Raw genomic sequence first — 12,977 nt, 5'->3', positions numbered from 1 at the left:
CTCTATTCCGTATTAAGCAGCCACTGGGCTGATTTCAACCTGCTGCTCGGTACTGCCTTTGCGGATGGTTTTGTACATGTTGTAGCACATCAACAACATACCGCTCAGGAAGAACGCACCACCCAATGCACGCATGACATAGAAAGGATGGGCTGCCGCAACAGATTCCACGAAGGAATACTGGAGGTTGCCGAAATCATCAAACGCACGCCACATCAGACCCTGCATGATGCCGGAAATCCACATGGCAACGATGTACAGAAGAATACCGATAGTCGCCAGCCAGAAGTGAACGTTGATGAGCTTTTGACTATACATAGGCGTGTTCCACAGACGCGGAGCCAGATGGTACAGCGAACCGAAGGAAATCATCGCTACCCAGCCAAGAGCACCTGAGTGCACGTGACCAATGGTCCAGTCAGTGTAGTGCGACAGGGCGTTCACATCCTTCAGGGACATCATCGGGCCTTCGAAGGTGGACATGCCGTAGAACGACAGCGCCACAATCAGGAATCGCATTACAGGATCAGTGCGCAGCTTGTCCCAAGCACCGGACAGCGTCAGGATACCGTTGATCATGCCGCCCCAGGATGGCAGCAACAGCATGATGGAAAACGTGGCAGCCAGCGTGGAAGTCCAGTCAGGAATCGCAGTCCAGTGCAAGTGGTGCGCACCGGCCCACATGTACAGGAAGATGATCGCCCAGAAGTGGAGCACCGACAGTCGGTATGAATACACAGGACGACCAGCCTGCTTGGGCACGAAGTAGTACATCATGCCGAGGAAAGCTGCTGTCAGGAAGAAACCCACGGCATTGTGACCATACCACCACTGAGTCATAGCATCCTGCGCGCCCGAGAACAGGCTGTAGGACTTCATGGAGAACAGGCTGATAGGCACGGCCAGATTGTTGAATGTATGCAGCAAGGCGGTTGCCAGGATGAACGCGAGGTAAAACCAGTTGGCAACGTAGATATGAGGTTGCTTGCGCTTCATCAGGGTGCCAACGAAGATGATCAGGTAGGTTACCCAGACAACTTCAATCATCAAGTCGATTGGCCATTCCATTTCCGCATATTCACGGCCTTGGCTGTAGCCCAGAACGTTACCCAGCGCAGCACAGACGATAATCGCCTGCCAGCCCCAGAACGTAAAGCTCGCCATGCCATCACTGAACAGGCGGGCCTGACAGGTACGCTGAACCACATAGTAAGACGTAGCAAACAGCGCGCTACCGCCAAACCCGAAAATTACCGCACCGGTGTGCACTGGACGCAAGCGACCAAAAGTAATGTAAGGAATATCAAAATTGAGGAAGGGATAAGCCAGTTCCGAGGCGATATACACCCCGACAAACATACCTATCGCACCCCATACCAACGTCATGATGGTGAATTTGCGAATAACATCGTAGTTATATTGTTCGCTTACCGCACTCACATTGACGCCAGAAGTTGCGACGCTCGCCGTTGCCATTACTACGTCTCCCGATCAAAAACAGCTAAAGTAAAGAGTTGCGATTATATTCTGTAACAGCTTTACAGAACAACATAAAAACCCTTTTTACTACATGAGTTTTCACACATTCATATTCCGGCGTTATTCAGATTTGCTGAAAATTCACTCGCCAAGGGACTTTAGCCCGATGTGACAGGCGCCACAGCCAGCAGGCGCCCGTCCACACCTAACCATTCACTATTTTCTTATTATTAAAACTTCTTGCCGAACCCTACGCCGACCACCCATGGATTGATATCGAGACTGTCAATTTTGGTCCATTTATTACCCGTAAGTGCGCTACGCATCTCAACGTCGGTATCCATCCAGACATACTTGACGTCAGCATTGATCAGCCAGCCATCCTGCAGATTAATATCAAAGCCTGCCTGCAGTGCCAGACCAACACTGTCTCGATCAATCCGGATCTTCTCACCCGCAGTCGCACCAGTTGCAAACTTCAGATTGCGATCAAGGGCAAAGGTATAGTTCACACCAGCACCAACATAAGGATCAAATTTCTGATCTGGAAGAAAGTGCCATTGCAAAGTCAGGGTGGGTGGCAGCATGTTTACCGACCCCAAGTTCTGATTGCCGATCACGCCTGCCGAATCCCCATGAATGCTGACATCATGACGCGTACCCAGCGCCAGAATCAGCTCGGCGGCGATATGCTTGGTAAAGTAGTAGGAAACATCCACTTCAGGGATAGTGTTGCTATCCACTTCGAGCTTGGCACCTGGGCTCATGACATTGCCCAGCCCCAAACCATTCACAGTACGTCCCAACTTACTATCTTCATTTGGGCTGACATTCACTGCACGGGCACGAACAACCCAATCACCTGCCTCAGCCATTGCGGCCACGGGCGTCATTAAAGCCAACAAAGAAACCAGAATTTTTTTATGCATGATAATCCCCTCTTGAAATGACCATAAAAAGAACATGGATTAACTTTACACGCATTAACCATATTTTAAAAGTGGTTTATACTTGACCATAATGCTCGGCTTTAGCCTTTTCACCGGCCAAGCCTATATCCACGACCAGCAAATCTTTGGCAACACCGCTACATAGCGCCGATTTCCGCTATTCAAATACAAGGGCTTGCGATTACAATGGTACTTTTAATAGCTTTAGTATTGATGGAGAACTGAAGATGTCGATGGCTGACCGTGATGGTCTAATTTGGTATGACGGCAAAATGGTGCCATGGCGTGAAGCAACCACGCATGTTTTAACCCACACATTACACTATGGGATGGGTGTATTTGAAGGCGTGCGCGCATACAAGACTGACAAAGGCACAGCCATTTTCCGCTTGAAAGAACATACGGACCGCCTGTTTCGTTCCGCGCATATTCTTGGAATGAAAATGCCTTTCGACAAAGCGACTGTTGTTGAAGCTCAGAAAGCCGCTGTGCGCGAAAACAACCTTGAATCCGCCTATATGCGTCCGATGGCATTTTACGGTGCTGAAGCGATGGGCATTTCAGCCAAGACACTGTCTACGCATTTGATCGTCGCCGCATGGAAATGGGGCGCCTACATGGGCGAAGAAGCCCTGCAAAGCGGCATTCGCGTCAAGACTTCGTCCTTCTCACGTCATCATGTCAACATCACCATGTGTAAAGCCAAGGCAAATGGCAACTACATGAACTCCATCCTGGCACATCAGGAAGCCGCTGCTGACGGCTATGATGAAGCCCTGTTGCTGGACGTGGATGGTTTTGTTGCCGAAGGTTCGGGCGAGAACATCTTCATCGTGCGCAACGGCAAGATCTACACGCCTGATCTGACCAGCGCATTGGAAGGCATCACGCGCGACACCATCGTGCAACTGGCAGCCGAGCTTGGTTATACCGTCATTGAGAAGCGCATTACCCGCGACGAAGTCTACTCCGCTGACGAAGCCTTTTTCACTGGCACGGCTGCTGAAGTAACACCGATTCGCGAGCTGGATAATCGTGCTATTGGCTTGGGCAAACGCGGCCCGGTTACCGAGCAACTGCAAAAGATGTATTTTGACGTGGTTACCGGCAAATCCGCCAAGCACATGGATTGGCTCACCATCGTTTAAAGCAACAGAGGGAACATCATGGCATACGAAGCAAAAGAGATTGAAGTCACGGCCAGCGACCTGCCGTTGCACTGTCCTACCAAGGAAGTCTCGTTGTGGTGTTCCCACCCCCGCGTATTTCTCGACATTACTGCGAGTGGTCAGGCCATGTGCCCATATTGCGGCACCAAATACAGACTGAAGGCGGGCGAGGCTGTCGCTCATCATCACTGACCATTGCTGGCCTCGCGCTTAATCTGGCAAGCGCAACACCTCGACCGATTTTCCCCATAGCAGGCTGATCACCGACTGTGCTGATCCAGCATCTGCATTACTCCAGAACGCTGTCACACCAGGCCTCCCCGCCAAACCATCGGCAAGCAGGTTTGCATCCTGCAAGCGATGCTTCAACTGGCGGGCGACTGCCGCCCCGGTATCAATAATCACCACATCAGGCCCAGCAATATCCTCGATCAGCGGTCGCAGAAAGGGATAATGCGTGCAGCCAAGCACCAGGGTATCTGCACCTGCCTCCAACAAAGGAGCGATATACTTTTGCAATAACTTCCGCGTTGCAGCACCTTGCAGCTCTCCACGCTCAATGCACTCTACCAGCCCAATACACGCCTGTGTTTCCACCCGCACCTGGCGACCATAGCTTTCAAGCAAGGCGGCAAACTGTGCACTCAGCAAGGTACCGCTGGTCGCAAGCACGCCCACCACACCGGAGCGTGTGGCCGCAGCAGCCGGTTTAACCGCGGGCTCCATGCCCACTATCGGAATGGCATAGCGCCGACGCAACTCGCCGATGGCCGCAGCCGTAGCCGTATTGCACGCCACCACCAGGGCCTTAGCCCCTCGCGAGATGAGGAAATCAGATAGCTGTATGGATCGATCAACAATAAATGCCTGCGACTTGCTGCCATAAGGCGCGTGCAAGGAGTCTGCCGCGTAGATAAGTGACTGCTGCGGCAGAGCTTGGCGAATATGGGCAAGCACCGACAAGCCGCCGACGCCGGAATCAAACACGCCAACCGGGATATCCTGGCTAGCAGAAGGTGAGGTAGCCAACACAGTGAAAAATAAGCCGTGTAAAAAATGAATGAATCGCGCCAGTGTAGCCGAACTTGCAGGGGCATGGCACAGTCATTCAGCCGCATGTACTACAATTCAGCCTTCTTCAGGAGATCATCATGGGCAATCGACTTAGTAAAATCTACACTCGCACCGGCGACGAAGGCGACACCGGCCTCGGCGATGGCTCACGCATTGCAAAAGATAGCCTTCGGGTACACGCCATGGGCACCGTGGATGAGCTGAATGCGATTATCGGCATCTTGCTGACCGAGTCACTGCCCGCCGACATTCCCTCTCACCTCACGCGCATCCAGCATGATCTTTTTGATCTGGGCGGTGAGCTCTGTATTCCCGGCCACAGCATGGTAAAACCAGAGCGCGTGGATGATCTGGAGAGAATATTGGACGTAATGAATGAAACGCTAAGCCCTCTCAAGGAATTCATTCTTCCAGGCGGCTCGCGCGCCGCGGCATATTGCCACCTGGCGCGCACGGTGTGCCGCCGGGCGGAGCGTGAGGTTGTCGAGCTATCGCGTACAGAACAGGTGACACCGATTGCACGCAGTTACCTTAACCGCCTCTCAGACCTGCTTTTCGTACTTTGTCGCTACCTGAATAAAGAACAAGGCGTAAGTGATGTTTTATGGCAGAACGATAGCCGTCAATAAACGCCTTGATTCACGAGAAAGCCCAACGCCTACGTTGGGCTTTTATTTTGAGCTTAATATTCTTTTAAGTTATAAAATTATAAAAACAAATTATTTTTTATTATTAAATTAGATTGGTAAAGTGCGCAGCATTCGATTTAAATTTGCTGGAGCAACGCCATGTCACAACCGTTTCAAACCTCACTTCCTGCCGAGGTCGTACAGGAAATCCTGCGTGCGGTAGAGCAGCTGCGCTTTGGCGCTGTCGAGATCACGGTACACGATGGCCGCGTGACGCAAATCGAGCGTCGCGAAAAAGTCCGCTTCGGTAACGAACCGCAAAAATCCAAGCCTACTGCAACTGCAGCGGCCGCAATCTAGTTAAAAAATATCGATGACCTGACCGGACCGCCGGAAGCAATAAATTTACAGGGGCTCATCATGCAATTCAAACTCAAAAATATTACCTCCGCCTTGCTCGCCAGCGGCATCCTGCTTTCTGCACAGGTATCGCTCGCTGCAGATCCTGATATCGAAACACTGCGCAAGACTATTGAAGAGCTGGATCAGAAGATCCGCGTTCTCGAGCGCAAGAATGAAATTGCTGCTGAAGATGCAGCTGCCAAAAAGAAAGAAACACCTGTTGTGGTGGCAGGCCCAAGCGGCTTTGGCATCAAGTCTCCGGATGGTCAGTTTGAATACAGCCTGAAGGGCTTGATCCAATTGGACTATCGCCATTTCGACAAGCCCGAAAGTTCCGATGACGGCTTCACAGCTCGCCGTATTCGCCCAACTTTCCAAGGCACCTTGTTCGGCAAATATGACTTCCGCTTTACGCCTGAGTTTGGTGAAACATTGAACAACAATGCAACATCACCATCCAGCAACAATTCGCGCGTCATTGATGCCTATGTCGATGCTCGCTTTGATCCGGCATTCAAAATCCGCGCTGGTAAATTCAAGCCTTTCGTAGGCTTGGAACGCTTGCAGGGCGGTGGCGACATCAAGTTCATTGAGCGCAGTTATGTAAGTAACAACTTCCTGCCTAACCGTGGCCTAGGTGCATCTATTTACGGCGATGTTCTGGATAACAAAGTCAACTATGCCCTAGGGATTTTCAACGGCACAGTAGATGGTGGTGAAGAAAACACACGCATCGACACTGATAATGACAAAGACTACACCGCCCGCATTTTCACTACTCCATTCAAGGGTAGCGATAGCGTGCTGGAAGGCCTGGGCTTCGGCATTGCCGGAACCTACACCAATTCAGCCACAGGCGCATTGCCAAATTACAGGACGCCTTCGCAACAGCTCAACTTCTTTACCTACACCACAGGTACCGTAGGGGATGGCAGCCGTGTACGTGTTTCCCCACAAGCGTATTACTACTACGGCCCATTTGGTGTGCTTGCAGAATACGCCCGCACCTCTCAGGAGGTTCGTAATGCTGCGGATACCGTCCATGACACTTTGAAAAATGACGCATGGCAGATTGCAGCTTCGTGGGTATTGACCGGTGAAGATGCTTCGTTCAAGAGCGTAAAGCCCAAGAGCCCATTTGAAACCGGCAAAGATGGTTGGGGTGCATGGGAACTGGTCGCACGCTATCAGGAAAACAGCATCGACAGCAGCGCATTTGGTACAGCAGCATCAGGTGTAGCTGCCCGTTTCGCCAACCCAACCACGAGCGCCAAAGAAGCCAAAACTTGGGGCATTGGCGTGAACTGGTACCTCAATCAGTGGGTGCGCTTGGCAACTAATTACGAGCAGACGAAGTTTGACGGAGGTGCAGGTACATTTGCCAACATCCGCGATCGTGATGACGAGCGCATTCTGTTCAGTCGCTTGCAATTCCAGTTTTAACTAGACAACTTGAAAGACAGGAAAAACCAATGAAAAATATTCTCCAACATTTGCGTAGCGCCGCTGTAGCGCTTGCCCTGGCTGCCCCATTGGCGGCTTCGGCGGCCGACATCAGCCTGCTGAATGTATCTTACGATCCAACGCGTGAGCTGTATCAGGACTTCAACGCCGCGTTTGCCAAGTACTGGAAAGCCAAGACCGGTGACAATGTCACCATCAAGGCATCGCATGGTGGTTCTGGCAAGCAAGGCCGCGCCATTATTGACGGCTTGGAAGCTGACGTGGCAACGCTGGCACTGGCTTATGACATTGATGCGCTGTATGAAAAAGGCAAGCTGATCCCCAAGGATTGGCAAAAACGTCTGCCTCACAACAGCTCGCCCTACACCTCGACCATCGTATTCCTGGTGCGCAAGGGCAACCCCAAGAACATCAAGGATTGGGATGACATCGCACGGCCAGGCATTTCCGTGATTACCCCTAACCCCAAAACATCGGGCGGCGCTCGCTGGAACTACCTGGCAGCCTGGGCATACGGTCAGCGCAAGTTTAATAACGACGAAAGCAAAACCCGCGACTTCATCGGCAAAATCCTGAAGAACGTACCAGTACTTGACTCTGGTGCCCGCGGCTCCACCACCACCTTCGTAGAGCGCGGCATTGGTGATGTATTGCTGGCTTGGGAAAACGAAGCGTTCCTGGCGCAAAAGGAACTAGGTCCGGACAAGTTTGAAATCGTTGTGCCGTCTCTATCGATTCTGGCTGAGCCTCCAGTGACTGTGGTAGACAAAGTCGTTAACAAGCGTGGTACCCGCGCAGTTGCCGAAGCCTACCTGCAGTACCTGTATACCGAAGAAGGCCAGGAAATTGCTGCCAAGAATTACTACCGTCCTACTCTGGAATCGGTGGCCAAGAAGTACGAAAAGAACTTCCCAAAACTGAATCTGGTAACGGTGGATAGCGAATTCGGTGGCTGGCAAAAAGCGCAGAAAACGCACTTTTCTGATGGCGGCACGTTTGACCAGATTTACCTGAAATAAACACACTTACAACATCAGGGGCCTTCCGGACAAAATTCGGTGGCCCCATTTCAACAGGAGACTCTCACCATGAGTACAGCATTGATAGTAGGCGGCGACCAGATAGACGGCATTAAACAGGTGCTAGCCCAGCACGGCATTACACGCATTGACCACTGGTCAGGGCGCAAAGTTGGCGATGGCAAGAAAACCATCCCACACAACACAGAGCTCATCGTGCTGGTCACCAACTGGATCAGCCACACCTTTACCCACAAGATCAAACAAACCGCGGCCAAACGTGGCGTACGGATTGTTTACACCCCGAATGGCCCAGCTGCGCTGCAGGCCAGACTGGACAAACTGAATCTGGATACCCTGTCGGAGGGCGAGTGTCCATCCGACAATCATCACTGGCCGATCGCAGCCTGATCGCGAAATTCCCGAACTGTCATTCACTGCCGCAAAGGAGGCTCCCGTGACCATCAAAGCCATTAATGTGCGCAACCAGCTAAGAGGACGCATCGTCGAGATTATTACCGGCCCCGTCGTTTCTGAAGTTGATGTTGAAACAGCCGGAGGTATTGTTACCTCCGTCATTACTACTCGTTCGGTGATTGAGCTCAATCTGCAAGTCGGTACCGAGGTACTGGCATTGATCAAGGCGACGGAGGTTTCCATCGCCAAGATATAAGTCTCAGCGGGTAATTAAAGCAATACCGTAATAAAAAAACCGATGGTGTTTACCATCGGCTTTTTGTTTGCTGCTTTTTAAGGCCTAACTCGGTACATGATTACTTATCGGGTACGCGCCAGCTTTTGCAATACATCCACCATGACGTCCACTTCCTGGGCGGTGTTGTAAAACGCCAATGAAGGCCGTACTGTCGTTTCCACACCAAATCGGCGCAAAATCGGCTGGGCGCAATGATGTCCGGAACGGACAGCAATGCCCTCTTCATTCAAGGCGGCCCCCACTTCCTCGCTCCGATACCCCGGCAAGCTGAAGGACAGCACACTGGCCTTTTCACGGGCGGTACCAATCAAACGCAAGCCCGGCACCTTGCACATCGCCGCGGTGGCATACACCAACAGATCATGCTCATAACGCGCAATATTGTCGATGCCTAGACGCTCCACATATTCCAGCGCAGCCCCCATGCCAACGGCATCCGCAATATTTCCCGTGCCCGCCTCAAACTTGGCAGGGGCTTCGTGATACACGGTTTTTTCAAACGTGACATCCTGAATCATATTGCCGCCACCTTGCCATGCGGGCATCTCTGCCAGCACATCGGCCTTGCCATAGAGCGCGCCAATGCCAGTCGGGCCAAATACCTTGTGACCAGAGAACACGAAAAAGTCGCAATCCAGAGCCGTCACATCACTACGCATGTGCGATACCGACTGTGCGCCATCCAGCAGAACCTTTGCCCCTGCCGCATGGGCCATCTGGATCATTTCACGCGCAGGCGTCACGGTTCCCAGTGCATTGGAAACCTGGGTGAATGACACCAGCTTGGTACGCGAAGTCAGCAACTTCTGGTATTCATCGAGCAACACCTGGCCGCTATCATCCACCGGGGCCACACGCAGCCTGGCTCCGGTTTCCTGGCACAACTGCTGCCAGGGCACGATATTGGCATGATGCTCCAGATGCGAAATCAGGATCTCGTCGCCCTCGCGCAAATGCTTCTTGCCCCAAGTCTTCGCTACCAGATTAATCGCTTCCGTCGTTCCACGGACAAACACCACATTATTGACCGATGGCGCATTGATGAATCGACGCACGGTTTCGCGCGCCTCTTCATATGCATCGGTTGCACGGGCAGCCAATTCATGGGCAGCACGGTGAATATTGGAGTTTTCATGCTGGTAAAAATACGCCAGACGGTCGATGACGACTTGGGGCTTTTGCGTGGTAGCCGCGTTGTCCAGCCAGATGAGTGGACGGCCATTCACTTGCTCACGCAGAATGGGGAAATCCTTGCGTACCAGATTGGCATCAAAGGGCGGATGCGCAGAAGGTGCTAACGCGCCGCCATGTTGTACGCCAGGATTCAGCGAATTGACCGAGGCACCCTGCAAAAAGTAATACGGACTGGCGGTTGGCTGGGCGCTCGCCGCGGATGCCGGCGCGCTCAAGGACGTCAGCAAATGCTGCAAATCGCCCGCATAGGGGATCTCAACGCTGCCGAGCAAACGACTGATCTCCAGTTCCCCACCATTGGGCACACTGATCGCGGATTGATATTGGCCACCGCTGTTCGTAGCCGCTGCACTTGCGATATCCAACTGCGGTGGCAGCAACGAAGTCTCGGACAAGTTGATACTTTCAAGACCAGCGGCTGAGGCATGAGGGTGCGAGCTAACGGGGACTGCAGGGCCAGGTGAGCCAGTACGGATACCGGCAGCAGCACCTGAGCTATCGGGCAGTGCAGTGGTGGAGTAAACATCCGGGGCCTGGCCAAAAGCCGCCCCTGCAGGGAACCCCTCAGCGTAAAGCTCGTTGGCGATACGTGCCAGCTCGCTTACATCCAGATGCCCGGACTCAGCCGCGGCACGACCAACAGCCAGGCCTGCTGCCATGCGAGGATGCTCACCCGGCAATGCGGCCAGAATGGCTTCCGGCTCAAATGCCGAAAGATCGTTGAAATTACTTGTAGTCATAGTAGTTGTCCACGCTGACATTCTCCAGCACGGCAATCGCATCATCCGTCAGAACAGCGACTGAGCAATACAACGACACGAGGTAGGAGGCAATCGCCTTGTGGTTGATACCCATGAAACGCACCGACAACCCCATGGTTTGCTGACCTGGCAAATTAGGCTGATACAGACCAACCACGCCCTGACGGCTTTCACCGGTGCGCAACAACAGAATATTGGTTTTGCCTTTGGTGACCTTCAGCTTGTCGCAAGGAATCAGCGGAATACCACGCCATGTCAGGAACTGCGAGCCAAACATGGCAACAGTAGGTGGAGGTACACCACGGCGAGTGCACTCGCGACCAAAAGCAGCAATCGCTTGCGGATGCGCCAGGAAGAACGCGGGCTCTTTCCATACCTTGCTGATCAGCTCGTCCAAGTCATCTGGTGTTGGAGCGCCAGTGCGGGATTTCACTTTTTGCGAGTCAGCCACATTGTTCAACAGACCATATTCGGCATTGTTGATCAGTTCGCTTTCCTGACGCTCTTTGACGGTTTCAATGGTCAAACGCAACTGTTCGCGGATCTGGTTATGTGGGCTGCTATACAGATCGGATACGCGGGTGTGCACATCCACGACCGTATTCACAGCGTTCAACACATACTCACGGCCCCATTCTTCGTAGTCAACAAAGGTCGCTGGCAGCTCGCGCTCATCCTTGTTGGAGCAATCCACTTCAATCGCATTCGGATTCTTGGCCTTGTTAACGCGATAGATACCGGCTTCTACGGGCACCCATTGCAGCAAATGCACCAGCCAGCGCGGTGTAATCGTGCTGAGCATGGGCACCGTTTTGGTGGCATTTGCTAGCGTACGGGCCGCTACATCTCCAAGTGCGGTTTGTCCTTCATGAATATCTGCCATTTAAATCTCCTGTCTAGTGTGGGTTAGTTACAAGGGGGTAAAACAGGCCTAGCCATATTGGGCAGGCCCGGTGGGATTAGCGCCAGGAACGGCATTGGCAGCCATCTGGCCTTCAGGCAGAGGCAGCACACCGCTGCGCATTTGCGCCTGGGTAATATTGCTGCCCGGTGGCACGCTGTGGGTCAGCCAGACATTGCCACCAATAGAGGAACCGCGACCGATGGTGATGCGGCCCAGGATCGTCGCTCCGGCATACACCACGACATCATCTTCAACAATGGGATGGCGCGCATTGCCTTTGATCAGCACTCCACTTTCATCGGCAGGAAAGCGCTTTGCACCAAGGGTCACGGCTTGATAAAGCCGAACGTGATTGCCGATGATGGTGGTCTCACCGATCACCACGCCAGTGCCATGATCGACAAAGAAACTATGCCCAATGGTGGCGCCAGGATGGATATCAATCCCGGTACGCGAATGCGCAATCTCGGCAATCATGCGCGCGACGAGCGGCACACCAAGCTTGTAAAGCTGATGGGCAAGGCGATGGTGAATGATGGCGGTAATGCCCGGATAGCACACGAGCACTTCATCAACACTGCGGGCGGCAGGGTCACCCTCATAGGCCGCGAGAATATCGGTATCCAGGGTCTGACGTATTTGGGGAAGTGCAGCGGCAAACTGGCTGACAATGCCACGCGCCGAAGGAATATCAGCATCCGTCTTGTCGGCATCGAGGGAGGATACAAACGCCAGTTCAAGGCGAATTTGCGTGTGCAGGTCTTTTAATGCGACATCCAGTGTGTGGCCCACAAAATAATCGAGGCCGTCTTCCTTTAAATCGGGCAAGCCCAGCCTGTTGGGGAACAAGGCTGCTGCCAGGCCATCAACAATAGCCTCAAGCGCTATACGTGAGGGGAGTTTTGGCGGGTTCTGTCGGCGCTTGCGATGCTCCAGCGCATTAAGCCGCACGGTGCGAAGCGCATCCACAATGCTGGCAAGATCCCAATCCGCAACGGGTTGGCTTGCCGTTAAATCCACTGCATCGGTCATCTCGTTATTCCCAAATCGGCGGCCCTAAAAACAAAAAAGCCAGCGGCCTCGACATGAGGCGCACTGGCTTCCGGTTGTCCGGTCAGCAACTGGCTATAACAACCAGTTATAAGCTAATTCTATTTAGTTATTTAAGAAACCGCAAGGTTATATTGAAGTAAAGCTACGCTAAAAAATGCATTGTT

14 protein-coding genes are annotated in these 12,977 nt (G+C 52.7%); 8 read left to right on the top strand and 6 right to left on the bottom strand.

The window, feature by feature from the left end:
* Positions 1–12: 12 nt before the first annotated feature.
* Both ccoN and LG204_RS07265 read right to left on the bottom strand, forming a co-directional pair.
* Complete coding sequence (ccoN, locus tag LG204_RS07270) at positions 13–1,476, bottom strand: cytochrome-c oxidase, cbb3-type subunit I (protein WP_013442866.1); 1,464 nt, start codon at positions 1,474–1,476, stop codon at positions 13–15.
* 233 nt (positions 1,477–1,709) lie between these two features.
* Positions 1,710–2,408, bottom strand: a complete 699-nt coding sequence (locus LG204_RS07265; protein ID WP_230336644.1) for an OmpW/AlkL family protein — start codon at positions 2,406–2,408, stop codon at positions 1,710–1,712.
* A 248-nt stretch (positions 2,409–2,656) separates the two neighbouring features.
* Here LG204_RS07265 and LG204_RS07260 point away from each other — a divergent pair, with 248 nt between their 5' ends.
* On the top strand, positions 2,657–3,577 hold the full coding sequence (locus LG204_RS07260) for a branched-chain amino acid transaminase (RefSeq protein WP_230336643.1): 921 nt from the start codon (positions 2,657–2,659) through the stop codon (positions 3,575–3,577).
* An 18-nt stretch (positions 3,578–3,595) separates the two neighbouring features.
* On the top strand, positions 3,596–3,790 hold the full coding sequence (locus tag LG204_RS07255; protein WP_013442869.1) for a zinc-finger domain-containing protein: 195 nt from the start codon (positions 3,596–3,598) through the stop codon (positions 3,788–3,790).
* 18 nt (positions 3,791–3,808) lie between these two features.
* On the opposite strand, the gene murI is transcribed toward LG204_RS07255, so the two are convergent.
* Positions 3,809–4,630, bottom strand: coding sequence for a glutamate racemase (gene murI, locus LG204_RS07250; protein ID WP_230336642.1), 822 nt, complete (start codon positions 4,628–4,630; stop codon positions 3,809–3,811).
* A gap of 119 nt (positions 4,631–4,749) precedes the next feature.
* On the opposite strand from murI, the gene LG204_RS07245 reads away from it, so the two are divergent.
* The 6 genes from LG204_RS07245 (at position 4,750) to LG204_RS07220 (ending at position 8,859) form a co-directional block, all read left to right on the top strand.
* Positions 4,750–5,301: a cob(I)yrinic acid a,c-diamide adenosyltransferase gene (locus tag LG204_RS07245; protein WP_230336641.1), complete on the top strand. Its 552-nt coding sequence runs from the start codon at positions 4,750–4,752 to the stop codon at positions 5,299–5,301.
* A gap of 159 nt (positions 5,302–5,460) precedes the next feature.
* Positions 5,461–5,661 (top strand): YezD family protein, encoded by a 201-nt coding sequence (locus LG204_RS07240; RefSeq protein ID WP_230336640.1) that lies wholly within the window; start codon positions 5,461–5,463, stop codon positions 5,659–5,661.
* 60 nt (positions 5,662–5,721) lie between these two features.
* Positions 5,722–7,146: an OprO/OprP family phosphate-selective porin gene (locus LG204_RS07235; RefSeq protein WP_230336639.1), complete on the top strand. Its 1,425-nt coding sequence runs from the start codon at positions 5,722–5,724 to the stop codon at positions 7,144–7,146.
* Between the two features lie 29 nt (positions 7,147–7,175).
* Positions 7,176–8,186 carry a sulfate ABC transporter substrate-binding protein gene (locus LG204_RS07230; protein ID WP_230336638.1) on the top strand — a complete coding sequence of 337 codons (1,011 nt, stop codon included), beginning with the start codon at positions 7,176–7,178 and terminating at the stop codon, positions 8,184–8,186.
* Positions 8,187–8,255: 69 nt separating this feature from the next.
* Positions 8,256–8,597 carry a DUF2325 domain-containing protein gene (locus LG204_RS07225; RefSeq protein WP_230336637.1) on the top strand — a complete coding sequence of 114 codons (342 nt, stop codon included), beginning with the start codon at positions 8,256–8,258 and terminating at the stop codon, positions 8,595–8,597.
* 46 nt (positions 8,598–8,643) lie between these two features.
* A complete protein-coding gene (locus tag LG204_RS07220) occupies positions 8,644–8,859 on the top strand; it encodes a TOBE domain-containing protein (RefSeq protein WP_230336636.1) in 216 nt (71 codons plus the stop codon).
* A 104-nt stretch (positions 8,860–8,963) separates the two neighbouring features.
* On the opposite strand, the gene LG204_RS07215 is transcribed toward LG204_RS07220, so the two are convergent.
* From LG204_RS07215 to epsC, 3 genes are read right to left on the bottom strand one after another with little or no spacing between them, the layout of a single operon-like run.
* The gene (locus LG204_RS07215) at positions 8,964–10,835 is read right to left on the bottom strand and encodes a family 2A encapsulin nanocompartment cargo protein cysteine desulfurase (protein ID WP_230336635.1); all 1,872 of its coding nucleotides are present in this window, start codon (positions 10,833–10,835) and stop codon (positions 8,964–8,966) included.
* On the bottom strand, positions 10,822–11,739 hold the full coding sequence (locus LG204_RS07210) for a family 2A encapsulin nanocompartment shell protein (RefSeq protein WP_230336634.1): 918 nt from the start codon (positions 11,737–11,739) through the stop codon (positions 10,822–10,824). The genes LG204_RS07215 and LG204_RS07210 overlap by 14 nt, the downstream gene beginning before the upstream one ends.
* A gap of 48 nt (positions 11,740–11,787) precedes the next feature.
* Positions 11,788–12,792 (bottom strand): serine O-acetyltransferase EpsC, encoded by a 1,005-nt coding sequence (gene epsC / locus LG204_RS07205; protein ID WP_230336633.1) that lies wholly within the window; start codon positions 12,790–12,792, stop codon positions 11,788–11,790.
* Positions 12,793–12,977: the final 185 nt, after the last annotated feature.

Source organism: Methylovorus menthalis, assembly GCF_020523625.1.
GTDB lineage: Bacteria > Pseudomonadota > Gammaproteobacteria > Burkholderiales > Methylophilaceae > Methylovorus > Methylovorus menthalis.
This window is presented reverse-complemented; position numbering and strand designations above follow the sequence as displayed.